Origin of the sequence: Enterocloster clostridioformis (assembly GCF_020297485.1) — a bacterium.
GTDB classification, from domain to species: Bacteria; Bacillota; Clostridia; order Lachnospirales; family Lachnospiraceae; genus Enterocloster; species Enterocloster clostridioformis.
In genome coordinates this window covers 1,941,424-1,966,140 of record NZ_JAIWZC010000001.1, presented here as the reverse complement: position 1 = coordinate 1,966,140, position 24,717 = coordinate 1,941,424, and the positions used below count along the sequence as shown (strand labels likewise).

At 49.9% G+C, this 24,717-nt stretch carries 18 protein-coding genes, 4 tRNA genes, 3 rRNA genes and 1 pseudogene; all 26 read left to right on the top strand.

Annotated elements, in window-relative coordinates:
- Positions 1 to 165 precede the first annotated feature (165 nt).
- The 26 genes and pseudogenes from LA360_RS09880 to LA360_RS09760 all read left to right on the top strand — a co-directional run bounded on the left by LA360_RS09880 (position 166) and on the right by LA360_RS09760 (position 24,716).
- Positions 166 to 489 carry a DUF1292 domain-containing protein gene (locus tag LA360_RS09880; RefSeq protein ID WP_022201575.1) on the top strand — a complete coding sequence of 108 codons (324 nt, stop codon included), beginning with the start codon at positions 166 to 168 and terminating at the stop codon, positions 487 to 489.
- A 209-nt stretch (positions 490 to 698) separates the two neighbouring features.
- Positions 699 to 1,379: a response regulator transcription factor gene (locus LA360_RS09875; RefSeq protein WP_002585105.1), complete on the top strand. Its 681-nt coding sequence runs from the start codon at positions 699 to 701 to the stop codon at positions 1,377 to 1,379.
- Positions 1,376 to 2,899 (top strand): sensor histidine kinase, encoded by a 1,524-nt coding sequence (locus LA360_RS09870; RefSeq protein WP_022201576.1) that lies wholly within the window; start codon positions 1,376 to 1,378, stop codon positions 2,897 to 2,899. Before LA360_RS09875 ends, LA360_RS09870 begins: the two co-directional genes overlap by 4 nt.
- A gap of 167 nt (positions 2,900 to 3,066) precedes the next feature.
- Positions 3,067 to 4,380, top strand: coding sequence for a DUF3798 domain-containing protein (locus LA360_RS09865; RefSeq protein WP_022201577.1), 1,314 nt, complete (start codon positions 3,067 to 3,069; stop codon positions 4,378 to 4,380).
- A gap of 79 nt (positions 4,381 to 4,459) precedes the next feature.
- Positions 4,460 to 6,049: a sugar ABC transporter ATP-binding protein gene (locus LA360_RS09860; protein WP_022201578.1), complete on the top strand. Its 1,590-nt coding sequence runs from the start codon at positions 4,460 to 4,462 to the stop codon at positions 6,047 to 6,049.
- Between the two features lie 13 nt (positions 6,050 to 6,062).
- Complete coding sequence (locus LA360_RS09855; RefSeq protein ID WP_022201579.1) at positions 6,063 to 7,142, top strand: ABC transporter permease; 1,080 nt, start codon at positions 6,063 to 6,065, stop codon at positions 7,140 to 7,142.
- Complete coding sequence (locus LA360_RS09850) at positions 7,139 to 8,266, top strand: ABC transporter permease (protein ID WP_002585100.1); 1,128 nt, start codon at positions 7,139 to 7,141, stop codon at positions 8,264 to 8,266. Before LA360_RS09855 ends, LA360_RS09850 begins: the two co-directional genes overlap by 4 nt.
- Entirely contained in the window at positions 8,263 to 8,751 is a 489-nt protein-coding gene (locus tag LA360_RS09845; protein ID WP_002594467.1) for a DUF6672 family protein, read from the top strand. Before LA360_RS09850 ends, LA360_RS09845 begins: the two co-directional genes overlap by 4 nt.
- Before the next feature lie 149 nt (positions 8,752 to 8,900).
- Entirely contained in the window at positions 8,901 to 10,094 is a 1,194-nt protein-coding gene (locus LA360_RS09840) for a transposase (protein WP_330411388.1), read from the top strand.
- A 31-nt stretch (positions 10,095 to 10,125) separates the two neighbouring features.
- Positions 10,126 to 10,386 (top strand): transposase, encoded by a 261-nt coding sequence (locus LA360_RS29970; RefSeq protein ID WP_318653986.1) that lies wholly within the window; start codon positions 10,126 to 10,128, stop codon positions 10,384 to 10,386.
- Positions 10,387 to 10,875: 489 nt separating this feature from the next.
- Positions 10,876 to 12,407: ribosomal RNA gene (locus LA360_RS09835) — 16S ribosomal RNA — on the top strand.
- A gap of 65 nt (positions 12,408 to 12,472) precedes the next feature.
- Positions 12,473 to 12,590: ribosomal RNA gene (gene rrf / locus LA360_RS09830) — 5S ribosomal RNA — on the top strand.
- A gap of 6 nt (positions 12,591 to 12,596) precedes the next feature.
- A tRNA-Ala gene (locus tag LA360_RS09825) sits at positions 12,597 to 12,669 on the top strand.
- 269 nt (positions 12,670 to 12,938) lie between these two features.
- Positions 12,939 to 15,828: ribosomal RNA gene (locus LA360_RS09820) — 23S ribosomal RNA — on the top strand.
- The 16S, 23S and 5S rRNA genes sit together here with 2 tRNA genes alongside, the layout of an rRNA operon.
- A 95-nt stretch (positions 15,829 to 15,923) precedes the next feature.
- Positions 15,924 to 15,995: transfer RNA gene (locus LA360_RS09815), tRNA-Gly, on the top strand.
- 114 nt (positions 15,996 to 16,109) lie between these two features.
- The gene (locus LA360_RS09810) at positions 16,110 to 17,300 is read left to right on the top strand and encodes a molybdopterin molybdotransferase MoeA (protein WP_057571989.1); all 1,191 of its coding nucleotides are present in this window, start codon (positions 16,110 to 16,112) and stop codon (positions 17,298 to 17,300) included.
- Positions 17,301 to 17,718: 418 nt separating this feature from the next.
- Positions 17,719 to 18,900 (top strand): aminotransferase class I/II-fold pyridoxal phosphate-dependent enzyme, encoded by a 1,182-nt coding sequence (locus LA360_RS09805; protein WP_057571990.1) that lies wholly within the window; start codon positions 17,719 to 17,721, stop codon positions 18,898 to 18,900.
- Complete coding sequence (locus LA360_RS09800) at positions 18,901 to 19,380, top strand: VanZ family protein (RefSeq protein WP_022200955.1); 480 nt, start codon at positions 18,901 to 18,903, stop codon at positions 19,378 to 19,380.
- Positions 19,377 to 20,123 (top strand): tRNA pseudouridine(38-40) synthase TruA, encoded by a 747-nt coding sequence (gene truA, locus LA360_RS09795; RefSeq protein ID WP_022200954.1) that lies wholly within the window; start codon positions 19,377 to 19,379, stop codon positions 20,121 to 20,123. Before LA360_RS09800 ends, truA begins: the two co-directional genes overlap by 4 nt.
- Complete coding sequence (locus tag LA360_RS09790; RefSeq protein ID WP_022200953.1) at positions 20,120 to 21,304, top strand: cation diffusion facilitator family transporter; 1,185 nt, start codon at positions 20,120 to 20,122, stop codon at positions 21,302 to 21,304. Before truA ends, LA360_RS09790 begins: the two co-directional genes overlap by 4 nt.
- A gap of 7 nt (positions 21,305 to 21,311) precedes the next feature.
- Complete coding sequence (locus LA360_RS09785; RefSeq protein ID WP_002588585.1) at positions 21,312 to 21,878, top strand: RNA polymerase sigma factor; 567 nt, start codon at positions 21,312 to 21,314, stop codon at positions 21,876 to 21,878.
- 153 nt (positions 21,879 to 22,031) lie between these two features.
- A tRNA-Gln gene (locus LA360_RS09780) sits at positions 22,032 to 22,104 on the top strand.
- 208 nt (positions 22,105 to 22,312) lie between these two features.
- Positions 22,313 to 23,344 (top strand): lysylphosphatidylglycerol synthase transmembrane domain-containing protein, encoded by a 1,032-nt coding sequence (locus LA360_RS09775; RefSeq protein ID WP_022200951.1) that lies wholly within the window; start codon positions 22,313 to 22,315, stop codon positions 23,342 to 23,344.
- A 23-nt stretch (positions 23,345 to 23,367) separates the two neighbouring features.
- Positions 23,368 to 23,550 (top strand): annotated as a pseudogene (locus LA360_RS09770) (DUF6198 family protein); the annotation flags it as partial.
- Between the two features lie 210 nt (positions 23,551 to 23,760).
- Positions 23,761 to 23,832, top strand: a tRNA-Gln gene (locus tag LA360_RS09765).
- Between the two features lie 146 nt (positions 23,833 to 23,978).
- The gene (locus LA360_RS09760) at positions 23,979 to 24,716 is read left to right on the top strand and encodes an acyl-[acyl-carrier-protein] thioesterase (protein WP_270270742.1); all 738 of its coding nucleotides are present in this window, start codon (positions 23,979 to 23,981) and stop codon (positions 24,714 to 24,716) included.
- The last annotated feature ends 1 nt before the right edge of the window (position 24,717 follow it).

Here is a 24,717-nt window from a genome sequence, read left to right as displayed (position 1 = left end):
GAAATCAGATTACTACCAATGCTTAAATTGTAAGCTTATTTAAATCGAGTTATACTAGAAAATGAATATGAGAGAATATGTTCTTGCATTTTAAGGGTGAGTCTGATAGAGTGTAAGAGAAAAGAAACAAGCTTAAATTTTTGGAAGCAAGAGAGGAATCAGGATATGGCAGACGAGAAAGATCTGAATGAAGAAGAGCAGGAGATGACAGTTACCCTTACTCTGGATGATGATACAGAAGTGGAGTGCGTGGTGCTGACTATCTTTAACGCGGGAGAGCACGAGTACATTGCCCTTTTACCCATGGAAGGCGCTGATTCGGAGGAAGGCGAGGTATATCTGTACCGTTACAGCGAAACCGAGGACGGAACTCCTAACCTGGACAACATCGAGGATGACGATGAGTACGAAATCGTGGCTGAAGCATTTGACGAGCTGCTGGATGCCCAGGAATACGATGAGCTGGTGGGCGAGGACGAGGAAGAATAATCAGGATAATTATGATACAGAGGAACGGCTCCGGGAGAAATCCCGGGGCTTTTTTCAGTTCATAGGAAAGCGCGCCCGGTGGCGCCTGTTCTATCGGATGCCCAGTTGTGAAACTTGTGTGAAATGATGGAAATGTTCCTTGATTTTTGTTAAAATAATTCCTATAAAAGAATGAAAAAAAGCCAGATTATATGTAAGGAGGCAGTATCATGGATACACTTAAGATATTAGTAGTGGACGACGAGGCCAGAATGAGGAAGCTGGTAAAGGATTTCCTCACCAATAAAGGGTTTGCGGTCATAGAGGCGGGAGACGGCGAGGAGGCGGTGGACGTATTCTTTGCGCAAAAGGACATTGCCCTGGTGCTTTTGGATGTTATGATGCCGAAGATGGACGGCTGGGAAGTGCTGAGGACCATCCGCAAGTATTCCCAGGTACCGGTCATTATGCTGACAGCCAGAAGTGAGGAGAGAGACGAGCTCCAGGGTTTTTCCCTGGGAGTGGACGAGTATATATCCAAGCCCTTTAGTCCGAAGATTCTGGTGGCACGGGTGGAGGCCATCCTCAGGAGGACGAATGTGGCTTCCGCGGACAGCGTGAATGTGGGAGGTATTTGCATTGATAAGGCGGCCCACCAGGTTACCATAGACGGGCAGGAGATTGATCTGAGCTTTAAGGAGTTTGAGCTCCTCACCTACTTTGTGGAGAATCAGGGAATCGCCCTTTCCAGGGAAAAGATTCTGAATAATGTGTGGAATTATGACTATTTTGGAGATGCCCGCACCATAGACACCCATGTGAAGAAGCTGCGCAGCAAGATGGGAGAAAAGGGAGAATACATTAAGACCATATGGGGCATGGGCTATAAATTCGAGGTGAGCGAAGGATGAAGCATTCCATCAGGGTAAAATTCACCATGATATTCATTGGTCTGATGGCGGCGGTGTTAGTCAGCATGTGGGCGGTGAACAGTTTTTTTCTGGAGGGCTTTTATGCAAAACAAAAGCTGCAGCTTTTGGAAAACGCCTATGAAAATCTGAATGCCATTGCTGTGGACAAGGAGTTTCAGGGCCAGAATATCACGGAAGAACTGCAGAGCCTGTTCTCAAGCGATGGAGAGCAGACAGAGGCCAGCCGTCTATTGCGGCTTATGAATGATAAATACAATACAACCATCGTGATTCAGGACAGTATTACCGGAGAGCTGATTCCGCTGGCAAAGGACGGCAAATTCCTGGCGGATGCCCTCCACCGCTATATATTAGGAATCATTGACCCCAGGACGGAGACCCTGATATCCCAGGATGACCATCAGGTGCAGAAGATATATGACAGACGGTCACAGGGCTATTATCTCCAGAGCTGGGGCTTCTTTGACGATAACAGGACCATGTTTATCATGTCCATGCCCCTGGCCAGCATTCACGACAGCGTGAATATTTCCAATGAGTTCCTGGCTTACGTGGGACTTGCGGCCCTTGTGCTGGGAAGCGCCCTTATGTACTATGCCACAAAAAAGGTGGTTTCTCCTATCCGTTCCCTTGCGGCCCTGTCTGCCAGAATGTCGGAGCTGGACTTTGAGGCCCGCTACACCGGTGATTCGGAGGATGAGATTGGAGTGCTGGGCCGCAGCATGAATACACTGTCGGAAAAGCTTAAGGAGACCATCGGTGAGCTGAAGACAGCCAACAACGAACTGCAAAAGGACATTGAGGAAAAGATAAAAGTTGATGAAACCCGCAAGGAATTTATCGCTAACGTGTCCCATGAGCTCAAGACTCCCATTGCCCTGATACAGGGGTATGCGGAGGGCCTGACCGAGGGCATGGCCGAGGACGAGGACAGCCGTAATTACTACTGCGAGGTCATCATGGACGAAGCAGGCAAGATGAATAAGATGGTGAAGCAGCTTCTGACCCTGACAGCCCTGGAATTCGGCAACGACATGCCTGTGATGGAACGGTTCGATATCGCGGCCCTGATTCACGGAATCCTGTCATCTGCCGGCATCCTGCTCCAGCAAAAGGAGGCCAGGGTGGTTTTTGACCAGGAGGAGCCGGTTTGGGTGTGGGCGGATGAATTTAAGATAGAGGAGGTCATCACCAACTACCTGAACAATGCCATGAACCACCTGGAGGGGGAACGGCGGATTGAAATTCGCTTGGAAAGGAAAGAAAAGGAAGTCCGCATTACTGTGTTCAATACGGGGCGCCATATACCGGAGGAAGACCTGGGGAACCTTTGGACTAAATTCTATAAAGTAGATAAAGCCAGGACAAGAGAATATGGAGGCAGCGGCATCGGGCTTTCCATCGTCAAGGCGATTATGGATTCCCACAACAAATCATGTGGTGTAGAAAATGTAAACGGGGGGGTGGAGTTCTGGTTTACAGTGGACAGCGGGATATAAAACGGTTATAAATACAGTATTTTACAGTTATTTTTGATAATTTGAAAATGTGCATAAAATTGAACCTACTCCAAAATGGATTTTATAACTATTGACAAAATATGAGCATATGCTACAATTAAAAAGTAACTGTTGTCCCCTTGTTAAAAAAATATTTGGAGGTAAGTATGAGAAAAAAGTTTATAGGCGTTATGCTTGCGGCAGCCATGGCGGCAGGACTTGCCGGCTGTGGCAGCTCAGGAGGCACAAGCACGGGCGCAGCGGCAGCTGATACCCAGGCTACCGAGGCTCAGAAGGAAGAAGCAAAGGACGATGCCAAGAAAGAGGATGAAAAAGAGGATTCAGAGGCATCTGACAGTGAGGGAGCCAGTGATTTCCACATTGGTATCATAACAGGCTCCGTATCCCAGTCCGAGGATGACAGGCGTGGCGCCGAGGCGTTCCAGGCCATGTATGGCGAGGATATGGTTAAGCTGGCTATTTATCCTGACAACTTTACCGAGGAGTTAGAGACCACCATCCAGACCATTGTCAACCTTTCTGATGATCCTAAGATGAAGGCAATCATCATGAACCAGTCTGTTCCCGGCACAACCGAGGCTTTCCGTAAGATCAAAGAGACCCGCCCTGACATTCTCTGTATTGCCGGCGAGGGCCATGAGGATCTTCCTGAGATTGGCAGCGCGGCTGACCTGGTCTGCAACAACGACTTCGTTGCCCGTGGTTACCTGATCATCCGCACCGCTCATGAACTTGGCTGTGATACGTTTGTACATATTTCCTTCCCGCGTCACATGGCTTATGAGACTATGAGCCGCCGTGTGGCTGTCATGAAGGAAGCCTGCAAGGAATTCGGCATGGAATTCGTACTTGAGACAGCTCCGGATCCAACCTCTGACGTAGGTGTTGCCGGCGCTCAGGCGTACATACTTGAGAAGGTTCCGGAGTGGGTTGAGAAGTACGGCAAGAACGCTGCTTACTTCTGTACAAATGACGCCCATACCGAGCCGCTGTTAAAGCAGCTCATGGAATACGGCGGCTACTTCATCGAAGCAGACCTTCCTTCCCCGCTGATGGGCTATCCAGGCGCTCTTGGTATCGATCTGACTGCCGAGGCTGGTGATTTTGATAAGATTCTTGCCAAGGTTGAGTCCACAATCGTTGAAAGAGGCGGCGCTGACCACTTCGGAACATGGGCATATTCCTATGGATATACCACATCCGCCGGTCTTGCCCAGCATGCACTGAACGTCCTCAATGGCGAGAGTGAGCTTGACGATATTGATGATATTGCAAAGGCATATCAGGTATTCTCTCCCAAGGCTGAGTGGAATGGTTCCAATTACACCAATGTGGAAACCGGCGTTAAGTTAGATAATGTGTTCCTGGTATATCAGGATACCTATATCATGGGCGATCCGGGACATTTCATGGGCTCCACTAAGATTGAGGTTCCAGAGAAATACTTCACCATCAAGTAAGACACTTACTAATAAAAATAAGTACGGAGAACAGTGGGGAGGGGTTGCTCTCCCCCCTGTTGTGTTAGGTGGGCATAATATGATGAATAACAACACTCCCTTATTGGAGATGCGTAATATCAAGAAGGATTTTTTTGGCAATCAGGTCTTGACTGATATTAACTTTACACTGAATGCCGGCGAGGTACTGGGTCTTGTCGGCGAAAATGGTGCCGGTAAAAGTACATTGATGAAACTCCTCTTTGGCATGGATGTGATTAGGGAAACCGGCGGATATGGCGGAGACGTTCTGATTAATGGCGAGAAGGTCAGCTTCTCGACTCCCTTTGATGCATTGGAGGCCGGAATCGGCATGGTGCATCAGGAATTTTCATTAATACCGGGATTCACGGCAACAGATAATATACTGCTTAACCGTGAACCAAAGAAAAAGAATATTATCTCGGAAATTTTCGGCGACAGATTAGACACCCTTGACTATAAGGAGATGGCCGAACGTTCTGAGCAGGCTATTGATAAGATGGGCGTTAAGATTGACGCCAAAATGGTTATCAGCGATATGCCCGTGGGTCATAAGCAGTTTACTGAGATCGCGAGAGAGCTCAGCAAGGATAACCTGAAGCTGTTGATACTGGATGAGCCAACGGCTGTTCTGACGGAAAAAGAGGCAGAGGCGCTGCTGGATTCAATTCGCGGCATGGCTGCCAAAGGCATTGCCGTGATTTTCATTACCCACCGGCTGCACGAGATTCTGACAGTCTGTGACAAGGTAGTCATCATGCGGGACGGTTACGTTGTAAAGGACGTGCCTGCAAAGGAGACGGATGTTGCGGATATCACAAAGTGGATGGTGGGCAGAAATATCCAGTCCACGGCCAGAGCGGATATCAGGATTAATCCGGATGCAAAGAACATCATGTCCATCCGTAATCTATGGGTGGATATGTCAGGTGAGACTGTGCGCAATGTGGATCTTGATATCAAGGAAGGCGAGATTCTTGGCATAGGCGGACTGGCCGGACAGGGCAAGCTGGGCATTCCGAACGGAATCATGGGGCTTTGCGAAGCGGGCGGTAAAGTGGAATTTGACGGCAGGCCCATTCCTCTTAACAACCCAAGAAGATGCCTGGATGCATCCCTGGCCTTTGTTTCCGAGGACAGAAGGGGTGTGGGACTCCTTCTTGACGAAACCCTTGAGTGGAATATTGCATTTTCTGCCATGCAGATTCAAGACAAATTCCTCAAGAAATATTTTGGAGGGATGATTACCTGGAGAGATGAAAAAGCAATCCACGAAGTGACCAAAAAATACATAGACGAGCTAATGATAAAATGCACCAGCTCCAAGCAAAAGGCAAAGGAGCTTTCCGGTGGAAACCAGCAGAAAGTGTGTCTGGCAAAGGCCTTTGCACTTGAACCTAAATTCCTGTTTGTATCCGAGCCCACGAGAGGCATTGATGTGGGCGCGAAATCATTGGTACTGGATGCCCTTAAGAAGTTTAACAAGGAGCATGGAGTTACCGTTGTCATGATTTCCTCTGAGCTGGAGGAACTGAGGACCACGTGTGACCGTATAGCCATTGTTTCGGGCGGTAAGATTGCTGGAATCCTGCCGGCGACCGAATCCTCAGAAGAATTCGGTATGCTCATGGTCAGCCAGGTTAAATAAGGGGGGAGACAGCATGGAAAAAATAGAAGATAGTACAATAAATATTGGGAAGAAGACGAAAATCAAGGAATTGGTTGACAACTTCGGTCTGCCGAGGCTGATCATTGCCGGATTCCTTCTGGCGCTCTTCATTCTGGCGCCAATCGTCGGAGCGGATCTTCCCACACAGATAACCAATACAATTAACCGTTTCAGCTGGAATGCGGTCCTGGTACTGGCAATGGTGCCGATGGTGCATTCAGGCTGCGGGCTGAATTTTGGCCTTCCTTTAGGCATTATCTCCGGTCTTCTGGGTGCGACCATGTCCATTCAGTTTGGATTTACCGGGCCTCTCAGCTTTTTCATGGCCATTCTTATAGCTACTCCGTTTGCGCTGCTGTTTGGCGGCGGTTACGGCTGGCTGCTCAACAAGATTAAAGGCGGCGAGATGATGATCGCCACTTATGTAGGTTTCTCATCCGTATCCTTTATGTGTATGATGTGGCTTTTGCTGCCGTACAGCAGTCCGACCATGGTTTGGGGATTGTCTGGCAAAGGCCTTCGTACAACAATCTCACTGGAGGGTTTTTACGACAAGGCCCTGGCCAATTTCCTGCAGATTAATATCGGCAGGATTTCCATACCTACGGGCAGCCTCCTGTTCTTTGCCTTTCTCGCCTTCCTTATGTGGGCGTTCCTTCACACGAAAACCGGTACTGCCATGACGGCTGTGGGCTCCAATCCCAACTTTGCCAGAGCGTCCGGCATCAATATCGATAAGACAAGAATGCTTTCCGTCATCATGTCTACCTGGCTTGCCGCGGTGGGCATCCTGATGTATGAACAGGGCTTCGGCTTTATCCAGCTTTACATGGCGCCGTTCTATATGGCGCTTCCGGCAGTGTCTGCAATCCTGATTGGAGGTGCTTCAGTCAATAAGGCATCCATTACCAATGTAATCATAGGTACGTTCCTGTTCCAGGGCATTGTTACCATGACCCCAACGGTAATGAATTCTATGATTCATATGGATATGAGCGAGGTTATCCGTATCGTTGTTTCCAACGGTATGATTCTTTATGCTTTGACCAGGAAGACGGAGGGATCAAAATGAGTAAAAAACAGAAAAATAACGGCAGTAATAGCATTCTCGAATTAGTTCGGAATAACACTGTGCCGCTGATGTTTATCATTATCTGCGTCGTCTGCATTCCGATATCCGGTTTTTCACCGGGGTATCTGCTCAATGAGATTGTCACGAGATTGGGCAGGAATGCTTTCCTGATTCTGAGCCTGTTGATTCCTATTATGGCGGGAATGGGGCTAAACTTTGGTATGACGCTGGGCGCCATGGCGGGGGAAATCGGCCTTATCTTTGTGGCCGACTGGCAGATATGGGGCATACCCGGTATCATCCTTGCCATGATCATCTCCATACCGATTTCCGTTCTGCTGGGCCTTTTCTGCGGTAAGATGCTTAACATGGCCAAAGGCAGGGAGATGGTTACCAGCTATATCATCAGCTTCTTCATGAACGGTCTGTATCAGCTGGTGGTTCTGTATATGATGGGTTCCATTATTCCCATTATTCATTCCTCCATTAAGCTGCCAAGAGGTTATGGTGTCCGCAACACGGTCAGCCTTCTTCACATGAGGCAGTATCTGGACAATTTTCTGGCCATCCATATCGGAGGTGTCAAGATTCCGGTGCTGACCCTTATCATCATTGCCCTGCTGTGCCTGTTCATCATATGGTTCCGCAAGACAAAGCTGGGCCAGGACATGCGTGCCGTTGGCCAGGACATGGATGTGGCCGGTGACGCCGGAATCAAGGTAGAGAGGACCCGTATTATCGCTATCATCATGTCAACGGTTTTCGCCGGACTTGGCATGGTTATCTATCTGCAGAATATGGGCAATATTTCCACTTACAGCTCCCATACGCAGATTGGCATGTTTTGTATCGCGGCTCTGCTAGTGGGCGGGGCCTCTGTTGACAGGGCGTCCATTGGCAACGTATTCCTTGGAGTCATCCTGTTTCATCTGATGTTCATCGTGGCTCCCAAAGCAGGCGCGACGATTACCGGTGATTCCATGATTGGTGAGTACTTCCGTGTATTCATCTCCTATGGCGTCATCACCGTTGCTCTTATCATGTATGAGACGAAAAAACGAAGATCCAAGAGCAAGGCTGGTCAGATGCTTCAGCTTGCGCAAAGTGAGGAGGGGGAGAATTGAGAGCGAAACGTACCATTCTATTCAGAATAGGAGCAATCCTACTCCTGCTCGTTATCGCAGGTATTATGATGGTTATTGGCCGCGGACATACGGTGTATATAGATAATAAGTCCATTGATTATAATGGTCAGACCTATACCACTCCTTATAAGGTAGTTGTGTATGTGGACGGTGAGCAGGTAGCGAAACTACGCGATAAAGAGAGAGGCATGGCCACCTGTATTGGCCAGACCTTTAAAATGACTCTGGAAATCACTCAGGAAAAGGGCGGAAGCGAAGAAATGGTCGATGTGACAGTGTCCCTTCCGCATCACATGGACGGTATTGCCATTAATCTGCCTGCGTATTTGGCCGGACTTCCTGAGGAAGCATATCTGTCTGAGTTCCAGGTTGCGCCGGAGGTGGTTGAAGAGGAGAGTGAATCTTCATCCGATGAAATTCCGGTTGACGGAATTCCGGCTGACGGGATGCCTTCAGACATATAGTTGAAGCCGCCCTGGTATATAAGTGCCGAACCACTGCTTGTGAAACCATGCAGTTTATTGGGGCTGTGAAAAAAGCCCCTTAACAAAAAAGAACATTTTCAGGTTTTACCCTGGAAACGTTCTTTTTTTGTTGATATAATTTATCTGTCATGAAAAACAATACCATGTCTTATTATAGTCCAAAGCAGGGAAGATTTCCAGTATTTCTTGCAGATAGTCTGGATATCTGCGATCCGGTATTGGTATTTGACCGGATCATGGAGGAGATCGGAATAGAACAGTATCTCAGGCCGGAACCATTATACCGCTATGGCAGGCCGGGATATAATCGGGTCAACATGCTTAAAACAATCTTATTCGGCTTTATGGACACGGGATACGCAAGTTTAAGGGAATTGGAGGACCGGTGCAGAACCAATATCCGTTACATGTACCTGATGGATTACGAAACACCCGGTTACCGCTCCTTCGGACACTTTATAAATGATGAAATCAACGGAAAGGCTGAAGATATTTTCCGTGCCGTTATGGAGTATATCCGAAAAAAAGACGCCGTGGATCTGGAACATCTCTATATAGACGGCTCAAAATTTGAGGCAAATGCGAATAAATACAGCTGGGTATGGAAAAAAGCAACGGAAAAATCCAGATACCGGCTGTTTGCAAAGATCACACAGCTGTTGGGTCAGATCAATGAGGATCTGGCCTATACCGGGCTGAAGGTTGAGACGAACACGGAATATACTCCGCAAGGTCTGGAGATGATTCTTGGACGATACGCTTTTCAGTGCCGGATCGACGAAAAAGCGTTTGTCCACGGCAGGGGACACCGAAAGACCAGGGAGCAGAGATATTACGAGAAGCTGAAAGAATACACACAAAAGCTGAAAGAATATGTGAAAAAGATCCGGCTCTGCGGTCCGGAACGCAACAGCTATTCCAAAACGGACCATGATGCCACGTTTATGAGGATGAAAAAGGACTACATGGGAAACGACCAGCTGCTCCCGGCATATAACATTCAGATCGGGGCAGCGGATGAATATATAGCGGTCATCGACGTGAAGCAGTACCGCTCGGATATGGACTGCTTTGTGCCGTTGATGGAGAAATTTAGGGAACTGTATGGGTTTTACCCGAAATATCCGGTAGCAGATGCGGGATACGGCTCGTACAACAATTATATTTATTGTCAGGAACACGGGATGGAAAAGTACATGAAATTTCCGATGTACAAAAAAGAGACAAAAGATAAAGAATATCATGAGAACCCGTTTCGTGCGGTGAACTTTAAGCCGGGCCCGGATGGGACCCTGATGTGCCCATGGGGAATGTCCTTATAAGGAACAATGTAAAAAGACAGATAAGAACCGTATGGTGTGTATGAACCGGGAGCTGAGCTGTATGCACCAGGAAGTAGTGGAAAACCTGGAAAGTATCCAGGGAGCGCTGCTGCGGATGAACCGTTCGATACAAGCGGAAGGGACGTTTGGAATCATAGAGTATGACCGATGGTACAAACGTGTGGTAAGAAGAAAGCTAAACCGAGTGAGTCTGGAAATATATTTGGTATCAATAGGCCATAATCTCTATAAATTCAGGAATAAAAAGAAAAGGGCTGCTGTTGCGGCATAAAAAAGAAGGGCCCGCTTTCTGTGGGGGTAAGGGGGAGGTATATGCTTTTTTAGGAAAGTAACAGACCTCCGGATCAAAAAGTGAGGGGGCTGTGGGAAATAGAGTCCGTCTACTCTATTTTTTCACAGCCCCATATAATATGGATTAAAAAGTTGTAAAAACCTGTTGACATTTGTCGAAGCATCTGGTAAGATATCTCTTGCGCTGCGGTGAGTACCAAAAGCGCAAGAGAGTAAGAAAGAAAAAAATGAAAAAAGTTGTTGACAAACACAAGCGACTGTGATAGGATATAAAAGTTGCTGCTGAACAAGACGACAACAAAGAACCTTGATAATTGAAGATTAGACAGTATGTAAAACCCTGAAAATTCTAAAAACAAAAGGTCTGGTTTAGACCTTAGGATTTGAGAAAATTCAGAACAAAACCAAGTAATGAAGGTTAAAGATAACTAGCCAAGCTAAGTAGTCTGAAAACCTGGAATCAACTTTTGAACATGAGAGTTTGATCCTGGCTCAGGATGAACGCTGGCGGCGTGCCTAACACATGCAAGTCGAACGAAGCAATTAAGATGAAGTTTTCGGATGGAATCTTGATTGACTGAGTGGCGGACGGGTGAGTAACGCGTGGATAACCTGCCTCACACTGGGGGATAACAGTTAGAAATGACTGCTAATACCGCATAAGCGCACAGTGCCGCATGGCAGTGTGTGAAAAACTCCGGTGGTGTGAGATGGATCCGCGTCTGATTAGCCAGTTGGCGGGGTAACGGCCCACCAAAGCGACGATCAGTAGCCGACCTGAGAGGGTGACCGGCCACATTGGGACTGAGACACGGCCCAAACTCCTACGGGAGGCAGCAGTGGGGAATATTGCACAATGGGCGAAAGCCTGATGCAGCGACGCCGCGTGAGTGAAGAAGTATTTCGGTATGTAAAGCTCTATCAGCAGGGAAGAAAATGACGGTACCTGACTAAGAAGCCCCGGCTAACTACGTGCCAGCAGCCGCGGTAATACGTAGGGGGCAAGCGTTATCCGGATTTACTGGGTGTAAAGGGAGCGTAGACGGCGAAGCAAGTCTGAAGTGAAAACCCAGGGCTCAACCCTGGGACTGCTTTGGAAACTGTTTTGCTAGAGTGTCGGAGAGGTAAGTGGAATTCCTAGTGTAGCGGTGAAATGCGTAGATATTAGGAGGAACACCAGTGGCGAAGGCGGCTTACTGGACGATAACTGACGTTGAGGCTCGAAAGCGTGGGGAGCAAACAGGATTAGATACCCTGGTAGTCCACGCCGTAAACGATGAATGCTAGGTGTTGGGGGGCAAAGCCCTTCGGTGCCGCCGCAAACGCAGTAAGCATTCCACCTGGGGAGTACGTTCGCAAGAATGAAACTCAAAGGAATTGACGGGGACCCGCACAAGCGGTGGAGCATGTGGTTTAATTCGAAGCAACGCGAAGAACCTTACCAAGTCTTGACATCCCCCTGACGGGCCGGTAACGCGGCCTTTCCTTCGGGACAGGGGAGACAGGTGGTGCATGGTTGTCGTCAGCTCGTGTCGTGAGATGTTGGGTTAAGTCCCGCAACGAGCGCAACCCTTATCCTTAGTAGCCAGCACGTGAAGGTGGGCACTCTAGGGAGACTGCCAGGGATAACCTGGAGGAAGGTGGGGATGACGTCAAATCATCATGCCCCTTATGATTTGGGCTACACACGTGCTACAATGGCGTAAACAAAGGGAAGCGAGACAGTGATGTGGAGCAAATCCCAAAAATAACGTCCCAGTTCGGACTGTAGTCTGCAACCCGACTACACGAAGCTGGAATCGCTAGTAATCGCGAATCAGAATGTCGCGGTGAATACGTTCCCGGGTCTTGTACACACCGCCCGTCACACCATGGGAGTCAGCAACGCCCGAAGTCAGTGACCCAACCGAAAGGAGGGAGCTGCCGAAGGCGGGGCAGGTAACTGGGGTGAAGTCGTAACAAGGTAGCCGTATCGGAAGGTGCGGCTGGATCACCTCCTTTCTAAGGAAGAAGAAGTAAGGGTTTTAGATACTGTCTAGTGTTCAATGAAAAGGACACAAAGAAATTCTGGTGCCGATGCGCTTAGGGGAAACACCCGTACCCATCCCGAACACGATGGTTAAGACTTAAGCGGCCGATGGTACTATGCTGGAGACGGCATGGGAGAGCAGGTGGGTGCCAGATTTCCATGGGGGTGTAGCTCAGTTGGGAGAGCACCTGCCTTGCAAGCAGGGGGTCAAGAGTTCGAATCTCTCCATCTCCATTTGCTGAAGTGACTGTGAGGAAGAAGGCTAAACCGGAAACCTCGGAAGTGACGGAAGCATACCATACGTACCTTGAAAACCGCATATTGAATAAAAATGAATTGAATATTCAAAATCAGAATATCAAGACATCCGAGGCCATACAAGAGATTGTATGGAAGAAACAAACTTGTAAATGCGAAAGCGTTTATAAACAAACCTAGAACCAAAGCGTCCAACGCTATGGACGTGAGAGGAACCGCGGCAACCCGCCGCGGGGAATCATTTTGGTTAAGCTATAAAGAGCGCAGGGTGGATGCCTTGGCACTAAGAGCCGATGAAAGACGTGATAAGCTGCGAAAAGCTTCGGGGAGGAGCAAATATCCTTTGATCCGGAGATATCTGAATGGGGAAACCCGGCTGAGCAAACCTCAGTCACTGCATGGTGAATCCATAGCCGTGCAGGGGGAACCCGGTGAACTGAAACATCTAAGTAGCCGGAGGAAGAGAAAGAAACATCGATTCCCAAAGTAGCGGCGAGCGAAATGGGAAGAGCCCAAACCAGCGTGCGTGCATGCTGGGGTTAAGGACTGCGTACGTGAACCGAATTGTTAGTGGAACTGTCTGGGAAGTCAGGCCGGAGAGGGTGAAAGCCCCGTACACGAAAGCAATAGGAAGCAGCAGGATCCAGAGTACCACGAGACACGAGAAACCTTGTGGGAAGTAGGAGGGACCACCCTCCAAGGCTAAATACTCCTTAGTGACCGATAGCGCATAGTACTGTGAAGGAAAGGTGAAAAGGACCCCGGGAGGGGAGTGAAAAAGAACCTGAAACCCTGTGTTTACAAGCTGTGGAAGCACGTTAAGGTGCGACCGCGTACTTTTTGTAGAACGGTCCGGCGAGTTGCCGGTACTGGCAAGGTTAAGAGCTTAAGGCTCGGAGCCGAAGGGAAACCAAGTCTCAAATGGGCGTCAAGTCAGTACAGGCAGACCCGAAACCGGGTGACCTATCCATGTCCAGGTTGAAGCGGAAGTAAAATTCCGTGGAGGACCGGATCCACATCCGTTGAAAAGGGTGGGAATGAGGTGTGGATAGGGGAGAAATTCCAATCGAACCCGGAGATAGCTGGTTCTCCTCGAAATAGCTTTAGGGCTAGCCTCATATTAGTTTAGCGGAGGTAGAGCACTGAATTCCTAAGGGGGCGTCAAAGCTTACCAAGGGATATCAAACTCCGAATGCCGCGTAAATGATGTATGGGAGTCAGACTGCACGAGATAAGTTGGGCAGTCAAAAGGGAAAGAGCCCAGACCTACAGCTAAGGTCCCAAAGTGTGTGTTAAGTGGAAAAGGATGTGGGATTTCAAAGACAACTAGGATGTTGGCTCAGAAGCAGCCACACATTCAAAGAGTGCGTAATAGCTCACTAGTCGAGAGGTCCTGCGCCGAAAATGTCCGGGGCTGAAACACAACACCGAAGCTTAGGAATGTCGTAAGACATTGGTAGAGGAGCATTCTCAGGACGGAGAAGCGGTACCGGTAAGGAGCCGTGGAGTGCTGAGAAGAGAGAATGCCGGAATGAGTAGCGAGATGGAGGTGGGAATCCTCCAGGCCGAATATCCAAGGTTTCCAGAGTAAAGCTGATCTGCTCTGGGTAAGTCGGGGCCTAAGGCGAGGCTGAGAGGCGTAGTCGATGGACAACAGGTTGAAATTCCTGTACCGTGTATCATCAGAACTGTGGGGACACAGAAGGACAGCACATCCCGGGAATGGGAATACCGGGGCAAGCGTGGTAGGAGTACGGCTGGAAAAACCGCCGTGCAATCCGAATACGTGACGCGGAGCGAACAAAAGTAGCGAAGTGTGTGATTCCGGCTGTCAAGAAAAGCCGCTATCGTGTGATACATGCCCGTACCGTAAACCGACACAGGTAGATGAGGAGAGAATCCTAAGGCCGGCGGGAGAAGCATTGTTAAGGAACTCGGCAAAATGACCCCGTAACTTCGGGAGAAGGGGTGCCGCAGAGATGTGGCCGCAGAGAATAGGCTCAAGCAACTGTTTAGCAAAAACACAGGTCTATGCAAAACCGTAAGGTGAGGTATATGGGCTGACGCCTGCCCGGTGCTGGAAGGTTAAGAGGAGAGGTTAGCGCAAGCGAAGCTTTGAATTTAAGCCCCAGTAAACGGCGGCCGTAACTATAACGGTCCTAAGGTAGCGAAATTCCTTGTCGGGTAAGTTCCGACCCGCACGAAAGGCGTAATGATTTGAGCGCTGTCTCAACAATGCACCCGGTGAAATTGAAATACCAGTGAAGATGCTGGTTACCTGCGCCAGGACGGAAAGACCCCATGGAGCTTTACTCCAGTTTGATACTGGGATTCGGTATTGCATGTACAGGATAGGTGGGAGGCTGAGAAGCATGGACGCCAGTCTGTGTGGAGCCAATGTTGGGATACCACCCTTGCGATATTGGGTTTCTAACCTGCGCCCGTGAGCCGGGCGGGGGACAATGTCAGGCGGGGAGTTTGACTGGGGCGGTCGCCTCCGAAAGGGTATCGGAGGCGCTCAAAGGTTCCCTCAGGATGGTTGGAAACCATCCAGAGAGTGCAAAGGCATAAGGGAGCTTGACTGCGAGACCGACGGGTCGGGCAGGTACGAAAGTAGGACTTAGTGATCCGGTGGTATGAAAGTGGGATTGCCATCGCTCAACGGATAAAAGCTACCCTGGGGATAACAGGCTTATCACTCCCAAGAGTTCACATCGACGGAGTGGTTTGGCACCTCGATGTCGGCTCATCGCATCCTGGGGCTGTAGCAGGTCCCAAGGGTTGGGCTGTTCGCCCATTAAAGCGGTACGCGAGCTGGGTTCAGAACGTCGTGAGACAGTTCGGTCCCTATCCGGCGCGGGCGCAGGATATCTGAGAGGAGCTGTCCTTAGTACGAGAGGACCGGGATGGACAGACCGCTGGTGTATCTGTTGGCCTACCAAGGCCATGGCAGGGTAGCCAAGTCTGGACGGGATAAACGCTGAAGGCATCTAAGCGTGAAGCCCCCCTCAAGATGAGATATCCCATCGCGAAAGCGAGTAAGACCCCTTGAAGACGACGAGGTAGATAGGTTAGAGGTGGAAGTGCAGTAATGTACGTAGCTGACTAATACTAATCGGTCGAGGGCTTATCCAAAAAGGTTAAGGGAAAAAGTGGTTTGTGAAGCAATCGGAATTCAATATGCGGTTTTGAGGGTACGTATCATGATTATAAATGTATATGTACTAAATGCGCGAGTGGCTCAGGGGTGGAGCACCACCTTGCCAAGGTGGGGGCCGCGGGTTCGAATCCCGTCTCGCGCTTTTTTGTTTTATTGTTTCGTTTTATTGGCTGGGCCTTGATTTATCAGGGTTCCCGGCTTTTTTGCTTATAATTTGACATGGGAGAGATAGCAGATGAGAAAGAGGAATCCAATCATGTTGGAGGAGGCCCAGGAGCGCCTTAGTAAGATTAAGATGAAAGAAAAGACGGAAACGGTATGGGTAACAGAGGCGTTGGGGAGAGTGTGTGCCGAACATATATATGCAGTCATGGACCAGCCCCCTTTTCCGCGGTCCCCATTGGATGGTTACGCGGTCAGAAGCCAGGATACGGCAGGAGCATCAGAGGCGAATCCTGTAAGGCTGAATGTAATCGAGCATATCTGCGCCGGTATGTATCCTAAATTAAAGATAGGGCCGGGGGAGGCTGCCAGAATTATGACAGGCGCCCCAATACCGGAGGGAGCGGACGGCGTTATCATGCAGGAGAGGACTGACGAGGGAAGTGAATCTGTTGAGATATACCAATCCGTCACAGCTTATGGAAATTATTGTAAAAAGGGTGAGGATACATGCAGAGGAGCCCTGCTTATGGAAAAGGGAAGGTCGATACGTTCTTCCCACATAGGAATTCTCTCAAGCCAGGGAATTGAGTCCATACCGGTATATTCCGTGCCTGTGGCAGGTATCATGGCCACGGGAGATGAGCTGTTGCCTGTGGGAACTCCTCTGGAGCCGGGAAAGATTTATGACAGCAACGGACCTTTTCTTGCAGCCAGGATAAAGGAGCTGGGAATGAAGCCCCTGCTTCTCGGCCGGGGAGGAGATAATACCGCGCAGCTGGCGCGGGAAATCAGAAAGCGATTGACGGAATGTGATGCCCTGATTACCAGCGGCGGTGTATCGGTGGGGGTACGGGACTGTATGCCTTATGTGGCAGAAGTCCTTGGAGCGGATGTGTTGTTTCACGGAATTAACGTAAAGCCGGGGTCGCCCATGCTGGCAATGATAGTGGAGGACAAGCCCGTTTTCTGCCTGTCCGGAAATCCCTTTGCGGCGGCAGCCACCTTTGAGGTACTGGTGAGGCCGGTCCTGGAACGGATGCGCGGAAGATCGCGGTGGAAACCGGAGATTCTGCTTGGAATCCTGGAAAGCCCGTTTCCCAAGTCTTCTCCTACCAGGCGTCTGGTGAGGGGGAAGATAGAGGACGGAAAGGTATGGCTGCCTGAGGGACGCCATTCTTCGGGTATGTTATCCGGCATGGCCGGTTGTAACTGTCTGGTAGATATCCCGGCAGGAAGCGGCGGGTTAAGGGCAGGGGAGCAGGTGAAAGCCATGCTTATGTAGATTGGCATGAAATATTTGATTACGGCGGAAATCCTCTGGCGGGGACTTCCGCCGTTTTGTGGTTAATCAATCATTCATGGTACCGGACCCTTGTCATATCTGGAAAATTATACTATAATAGGCGAAATGAGCAAGGAACAGGCAGGATAAGTGATATGGCGGGATTCGGTACGATTGTGAACGTGGCGGGCGTACTGGCCGGATGCAGAGTAGGGCTTTTGTTGAAAGGCGGGCTTCCCAAACGGCTGTTGAGTTCTCGGAAGCAAGATTAAGATAGGAAATCTGCTGCCGGCTGTTTTTTTGACAGTCATCGTCTGTCTGATGGGTTTTTAGGAATCCGGCGGCCGGCAGTTGGGAGCTGGATATGGACTGTAAGGAATATACAGTTGCAGATATACGGAGAGGAAGGATGAATAATATGGAATTTGCAAAAAGGATGGACCGGTTTGGAGAGGGAATCTTTTCAAAGCTGGCTGAAATTAAAAAGGAAAAGACTGCAAAGGGAGAGGAGGTCATTGATCTCAGCATAGGAGCTCCCAACATACCGCCTGCGCCCCACATTATGGAGGCATTGTGCAGGGCAGCGGCAGAGCCCTCTAATTATGTGTATGCCATCAGCGACAGAAAGGAACTTCTGGAGGCAGTCAGAGGATGGTACAATATCCGGTATGGGGTGGAACTGGACTCTGAAACAGAGATATGTTCCCTGCTGGGCTCCCAGGAGGGGCTGGCCCATATCGCGCTGTCCATTGTGGACGAAGGGGACGTGGTGCTTGTGCCAGACCCCTGTTATCCTGTATTTGGCGACGGACCTCAGATTGCAGGCGCCAGACTTCACTACATGCCCCAGAGAAAGGAAAATGGGTATATCATCCGCCTGGACGAGATACCTGAGGACGTGGCCAGGAAGGCCAAGCTTATGGTGGTGTCCTATCCCAATAATCCAACCACAGCCATGGCGCCGGATTCATTTTATGAGGAACTCATAGACTTTGCCAGGAAATATGATATTATTGTGCTTCACGACAATGCCTACAGCGACCTGGTGTTCGACGGAAGGGAATGCGGAAGCTTCCTGCGGTTTCCGGGGGCAAAGGAAATAGGCGTGGAATTTAATTCCCTGTCTAAGACATACGGACTTGCCGGAGCCAGAATCGGATTCTGCCTGGGCAATTCCCAGGTGGTGTCGCGTCTGAAGCTGCTTAAATCCAACATGGATTACGGTATGTTCCTTCCTGTGCAGGCTGCCGCCATTGCGGCGGTTACAGGTGACCAGTCCTGTGTGCAGGCCACAAGACAGGCATATGAGACTCGCAGGAATATTATGTGCGACGGGTTTACATCCATTGGGTGGAAGATGGAGCGGCCGGTGGCCACCATGTTTGTGTGGGCCGCCATTCCGGAGCATTATACCACCTCTGAGGCGTTTGTCATGGAACTGGTAGAGCGGGCCGGTGTCATGGTCACGCCCGGCAGCGCTTTTGGTCCCTCCGGCGAGGGATATGTGCGCCTGGCTTTGGTTCAGGATGAGAAAATGCTCAATAAGACCATAAGGGCTGTCAGGGAAAGCGGCGTTCTTTTGGAAGAAGGGAAACGGTAAATGCCAGAGAACAGGAACAGGCCAGCATTGAACCGGTGGCATGTGGTGATACTGGTCTATATATGCTTCATATACGGCAATTCACTGACACCGGCCTCCATCTCTTCCCAGGAAAGCGGTTTCCTTCTGGAGAAGGTCCGGGGAGCCATGGAATCCCTGGGCTGGGAGCATCTGTGGCTGACGGAGCACATCATCAGGAAAACAGCCCATTTTGCGGAGTATGCTGTGCTGGGTGGATTGACGGCCAGGGCGTACGGGTTATACGGAAGACATAGAATATGTAACAGAGACGCTCTGATGCTGATTTTTATGGTTCCTTTTGTAGATGAGACCATCCAGATCTTTGTAGCGGGGCGGTCAGGCCAGATAAGCGATGTGTGGCTGGATATGAGCGGGGCAGCCGTGGGGATGGCGATCGCCGCGGGAGTGATGTGCTGCCTGCGGAAGAAGAGAACGGTAAGACAGGGAGGCAGAGAATGAATATAGGAGTGTGGCTGTCCTATGACGGCACCAGATACGACGGCTGGCAGAAGCAGGGAAATACAGACAGAACCATCCAGGGCAAGCTGGAGGCGGTTCTGGAAAAGCTGGAAGGCAGTCCGGTGGAGGTCCACGGTTCAGGCCGGACAGATGCAGGTGTCCACGCAGAAGGCCAGGTAGCTAACTTCCATCTGGTGAAGAGGATGGGACCGGATGAGATTCTGGATTATATGAACCGGTACCTGCCGGAGGATATTGCCGTTACAAGGGCATGCGTGATGCCGGAGCGGTTTCACAGCCGGTTGAACGCGGTGAAAAAAACATACCGCTACCAGATAGAGACAGCTTCAAAAAAGAATGTGTTTGAGCGCCATTATTATTATGGCTTAGGGCAGAAACTGGATGTGGAGAAGATGGAACAGGCAGCGGCAATCCTCACGGGAACTCATGATTATAAAAGCTTCTGCGGCAATAAGAAAATGAAGAAACCAACAGTCCGAACCATTGAATCCATCTGCTTTGAACAGATGGGAAGCAGAATCCATATATCCTTTACGGGCAATGGTTTCTTGCAGCAGATGGTACGGATTTTATCAGGCACCCTTATAGAGGTGGGAGTGGGCAAGCGAAAGCCGGAGGAAATGGCCCGCATCCTGGAGGCCAGGGAACGCTCTGTGGCTGGTTTTACCGCCCCGCCTGAAGGGTTATTCCTGGAAAATGTGGAGTATGGTGATTTGATATGACTGAATTTTTAGTGAGAAGATTTGTAAGAAATTATGACAATGTGGAGGATGTACGGATAAGGACGGCTTATGGAACCCTGGCCAGCATGGTGGGAATCGGCTGCAATTTGCTTCTTTTTGTATCCAAGCTTTGTATCGGCATCCTGGTGCACAGTATATCTGTTATGGCAGATGCGTTCAATAATCTGTCGGATGCAGCCTCATCCATTATTGGATTTGTGGGTGTCAAGATGGCGGAAAAACCAGCGGATGACGACCATCCCTTTGGTCACGGAAGGATAGAATATATTGCGGCCTTTATCGTGGCATTTCTGGTCATACAGGTGGGATTTTCCCTGTTCAAGACCTCCTTTGGCAAGGTGCTGCATCCTGAGGATATGAGCTTCCGATGGATATCCATACTCATACTTTTAATGTCTGTGGGCATTAAGCTGTGGCTTTCCTGTTTTAATAAAAAGCTGGGAAAACGTATTAATTCCAAAGTGATGCTGGCCACCTCGGCAGATGCTCTGGGCGATGTGGCCACCACCTCGGCTACCATATGCTCCATCGGAATCTATGGGGCACTGGGACTGAATGTGGACGGTATCGTGGGACTCATCGTTTCTGTGGTGGTCATGATTGCAGGCGTGAACATAGCCAAGGATACCCTGGCACCTCTGATCGGGGAAGCCATTGACCCTGAGATTTATGACAAAATAACAAGCTTTGTGGAGAGCTTTGACGGAATTGTGGGCAGTCATGATTTGATTGTACATAATTATGGTCCTTCGCGAAGCATGGCATCCATTCATGCAGAGGTGCCAAATGACTGCGACGTGGAACGTACACATGAAATCATTGACCACATTGAGAGGGAGGCCATGAGGCGGATGGGAATTCTGCTGGTCATCCACATGGACCCGGTGGAGACCCACGACGAGAGGGTGGTGGAGTTTAAGGAGTTAGTGACATCTGTCCTGGACAGCATAGACAGCAGGCTTACGTTTCACGACTTCAGGATGGTGGATGGCGCGGAGCGCATCAACCTGATTTTTGATTTGGTGGTTCCCAGGGAATATAAGCCATCGGTTCTGGGTAAACTGAAAGCAAGGATCACTGAGGACGTGGCGAAAAAAGACAGGCGCTGCTGCTGCGTCATAACCATGGAAAACAGCTTTATCTCTGAAAGCCGGGAGTAAGCTTGATATGGGCGCCGGGCTGGTCCTGGAAGGGGGACGCTGGATGTCGCAGGAAGAGATGATAGAGGCCATGGGAGATGGGGATATGGAGGCGTTCCACCTCTTTTACCAGGACACGGCCAGGCCTGTGTACAGCTTTATCCTGTCCTTAACCAGGAATCCGGAGGAGGCCGAGGATGTAATGCAGGACACTTACCTTACCGTATGGACCAAGGCAGGTTCCTATGTTCCCCAGGGCAAGCCTCTGGCATGGGTGTTCACCATAGCCAGGAACCTTTGCTACATGCGGTTCAGGGAGCAGAAGATGAAGGCGGATGTGGCACTGGAGGACCTGGCTGAGAATGAGGAGGGGGAGTATTGCGCTCCCCTGGAACAGGCTGCGGACCGCAAGGTGCTGCTTGACGCCCTGGGCCGAATCAGCCGCGAGGAGCGTCAGATTGTGCTCCTTCACGCAGCCGCAGGCATGAAGCACCGGGAAGTGGCGGAGGCTCTCCAGATGCCGTTGGCCACGGTACTGTCCAAGTATAACCGATCCATGAAAAAGCTTCAGGAGCTGCTCAGATGTTCCCGGTGAGACAACGGGGTAGGGATGAAAAAAGGGTAAAAACGGCCATGAATTGTGGTATCGGTAAAAAACAAAAAAGTCTAATCGGAAAATTGGATAAAAAATGAAAAAAGTACTTGACGAAATGCTGACTATATTATATAATACATCTCGTTGTGTTGATGGGCTATCGCCAAACGGTAAGGCAACGGACTCTGACTCCGTCATTTTCAAGGTTCGAATCCTTGTAGCCCAGTTTGTTAAATCTTGGTCCCGTAGGCGTTTTGCCTGACGGGATTTTTTGTTATATTTCTGCTTTCGGACCGGGAACCCTGCGGGGAGGGAACCTGGAGGTCCGGATATCCATGGAGGCAGGAAGCCGCGGAGCCGCGAGAACGTAAAGCTGCAAAGACATGGAGCCGCGGATACGAAAAAACAGCAGACGATGGAGAGAGGGGGAAGACATGTCTGATAAAAAGAAGAATCTGCTCAATGGGATATTCCTTCTTACAGTATTTGTTCTGACCATTTACAGTGTATTTTCAGGCAGGGATTTAAGCGATATAGCGGACACTATATCCGAGGCATCTCCCGTATATCTGTTTATGGGAGTTGGCTGCGTTATCTTTTTCATATGGACGGAGTCTGCCATCCTGCACTATCTGTTCGGCACCCTGGGCATAAAGACAAAGAGAAGGACCTGCTTTCTGTATTCCTCCGTGGGTTTCTTCTTCAGCTGCATCACGCCTTCGGCAGGGGGAGGACAGCCGGCCCAGGTCTACTATATGAGGAAGAACATGATACCGGTGCCTGTGGCCACGGTGGTGCTTATGGTGGTAACCATTACATACAAATCCGTGCTGGTGGTGATTGGCTGTCTGCTGGCCATATTCGGCCAGGGCTTTTTAAACCGTTACCTGTACGAGGTCATGCCTGTCTACTATCTGGGGCTGGGACTTAATGTGGTGTTCTGCGCCGCCCTGCTGATTCTGGCTTTCCACACCTCCCTTGCCAGGGACATGGTAATGCGGCTTCTGGGACTTCTGGAACATTTCCATTTCCTTAAAAAGAAAACCTCCAGGACAGAGCGCCTGCTCCTTACCATGGAGCACTATAATGACACGGCTGCCTTCCTGCGCCAGCACAAGCATGTGCTGCTGGGGGTGCTGTTCCTCACCTTCTGCCAGCGGCTGGCATTGTTTTCAGTGACATATTTTGTATACAGGGCCTTTGAGCTAAAGGGGACTGCCATGCTTACCCTGGTGCTTCTCCAGTCAACGATTTCCGTGTCCGCTGATATGCTGCCTCTCCCGGGGGGCATGGGAATCAGCGAGCATCTGTTCCTGACTATTTTCGACCCTATTTTTTACGGGGATCTGCTATTGCCGGCCATGGTATTGTCCAGAGGTATTGCGTATTATGTACAGTTGGGATTTAGTGCGGCGGTAACCATGTACGCCCATCTTACCTTGGTGAGAAAGCACAGAAAAACCTAAAAAATTTATTGAGGTGTAAGCACGTGAAAAACTCAGATAAATTGAAGCGTTACAGCATGTTTATTGCAGGCGTCATATTCAGCGCGCTGGGCATCAGCCTGATTACAAAAGCCGGACTGGGCACATCGCCCATCACCAGCCTTGCCTTTGTCCTGACGTTTCTTCCGGCCTCCCTGCTGTTTTCCGCCTGTATAGACGGATGGATGTAATTTTCCATTTCTTTATCGAGAAGGTATCCAATCCGCTGGAAGGGTGGATTCCTGACTAATCGGACGCAGAGGATGCCTGCCCGTAAGGTAAAATTAAAAAAATCAAAAAAAGTCCTTGACTAAATGCCACAATATGGGTATAATAAATTCCGCAGCCGCTAATCAGGACAAACAGTCAGGGCAGGGCGCTGCGGATAAACTGAATAATGGGCTATCGCCAAACGGTAAGGCAACGGACTCTGACTCCGTCATTTCAAGGTTCGAATCCTTGTAGCCCAGTTATTAATCCCACAGATGAAAGTCTGTGGGATTTTGCTTGTATACCCAAGGGAATTTATGATACAATGAATGGCATAATACCGGGGCGGGACATGGAAGCGCCGGCAGCAAAAGCCGCGTCCCGGTCCCGGGAGAATGAGGTTGATATGTATACATTTAACAGCAGGGTCCGTTACAGCGAAACGGACGAAGGAGGGTGCCTGTCGGTTTCAGGCATCATCAATTACATGCAGGACTGCAGTACATTCCAGTCAGAGGACTGCGGTGTGGGAGTGGGTTATCTGGAGGCCAGCCATAAGGCGTGGCTTTTGTCATCCTGGCAGATTATGATAGACCGGTATCCCAGGCTGGGGGAGAGGCTGGCGGTGGGAACATGGCATTGTGCCTCAAAGGGCATATACGGCTACCGGAACTTCGTTCTGCGGGATGAGGAGGGGACGGATGTGGTCAGGGCTGAATCCCTGTGGTTCCTCTACGATACGGATAAGAACGTCCCGATCCGGGTGCAGCCCGGGGACACGGCGCCTTACGGCGAGCCGGAGCCGAGACTGGTATTAAGCCCCTGTCCCAGGAAGATACCTGTGCCGGGAGACTGCGAGGCAGGTGAACCTATCGTGGTTGCCAGACACCACATTGACACAAACCACCATGTGAATAATGCCCAGTATGTGGAGATGGCCAGGGAGGCCATACCGGAGGGGCTTGTGATAAAGGAGTTACGGGCGGATTACAAAAAGGCGGCTGTATTGGGAGATGTCCTGACTCCGCGGGTAAGCATGGCCCGGGGAAAGGACTGCCGGGAGTGGACAGTGGTCCTTGAGGGCAGCACAGGAGAAACCTGCGCTGTGGTATGGCTGATGACAAAAGGACAGGAGGAAGATTGAG

Bases quoted from the DNA above. Each gene is read 5' to 3' on its own strand.
- LA360_RS09850 (WP_002585100.1), top strand. From the start codon at position 7,139: ATGAGTAAAAAACAGAAAAATAACGGCAGTAATAGCATTCTCGAATTA.
- LA360_RS09880 (WP_022201575.1), top strand. From the start codon at position 166: ATGGCAGACGAGAAAGATCTGAATGAAGAAGAGCAGGAGATGACAGTT.
- LA360_RS09775 (WP_022200951.1), top strand. From the start codon at position 22,313: ATGTCTGATAAAAAGAAGAATCTGCTCAATGGGATATTCCTTCTTACA.
- LA360_RS09805 (WP_057571990.1), top strand. From the start codon at position 17,719: ATGGAATTTGCAAAAAGGATGGACCGGTTTGGAGAGGGAATCTTTTCA.
- LA360_RS09790 (WP_022200953.1), top strand. From the start codon at position 20,120: ATGACTGAATTTTTAGTGAGAAGATTTGTAAGAAATTATGACAATGTG.
- LA360_RS09875 (WP_002585105.1), top strand. From the start codon at position 699: ATGGATACACTTAAGATATTAGTAGTGGACGACGAGGCCAGAATGAGG.
- LA360_RS09870 (WP_022201576.1), top strand. From the start codon at position 1,376: ATGAAGCATTCCATCAGGGTAAAATTCACCATGATATTCATTGGTCTG.
- truA (WP_022200954.1), top strand. From the start codon at position 19,377: ATGAATATAGGAGTGTGGCTGTCCTATGACGGCACCAGATACGACGGC.
- LA360_RS29970 (WP_318653986.1), top strand. From the start codon at position 10,126: ATGGTGTGTATGAACCGGGAGCTGAGCTGTATGCACCAGGAAGTAGTG.
- LA360_RS09800 (WP_022200955.1), top strand. From the start codon at position 18,901: ATGCCAGAGAACAGGAACAGGCCAGCATTGAACCGGTGGCATGTGGTG.
- LA360_RS09855 (WP_022201579.1), top strand. From the start codon at position 6,063: ATGGAAAAAATAGAAGATAGTACAATAAATATTGGGAAGAAGACGAAA.
- LA360_RS09760 (WP_270270742.1), top strand. From the start codon at position 23,979: ATGTATACATTTAACAGCAGGGTCCGTTACAGCGAAACGGACGAAGGA.
- LA360_RS09810 (WP_057571989.1), top strand. From the start codon at position 16,110: ATGTTGGAGGAGGCCCAGGAGCGCCTTAGTAAGATTAAGATGAAAGAA.
- LA360_RS09865 (WP_022201577.1), top strand. From the start codon at position 3,067: ATGAGAAAAAAGTTTATAGGCGTTATGCTTGCGGCAGCCATGGCGGCA.
- LA360_RS09840 (WP_330411388.1), top strand. From the start codon at position 8,901: ATGAAAAACAATACCATGTCTTATTATAGTCCAAAGCAGGGAAGATTT.
- LA360_RS09860 (WP_022201578.1), top strand. From the start codon at position 4,460: ATGATGAATAACAACACTCCCTTATTGGAGATGCGTAATATCAAGAAG.
- LA360_RS09785 (WP_002588585.1), top strand. From the start codon at position 21,312: ATGGGCGCCGGGCTGGTCCTGGAAGGGGGACGCTGGATGTCGCAGGAA.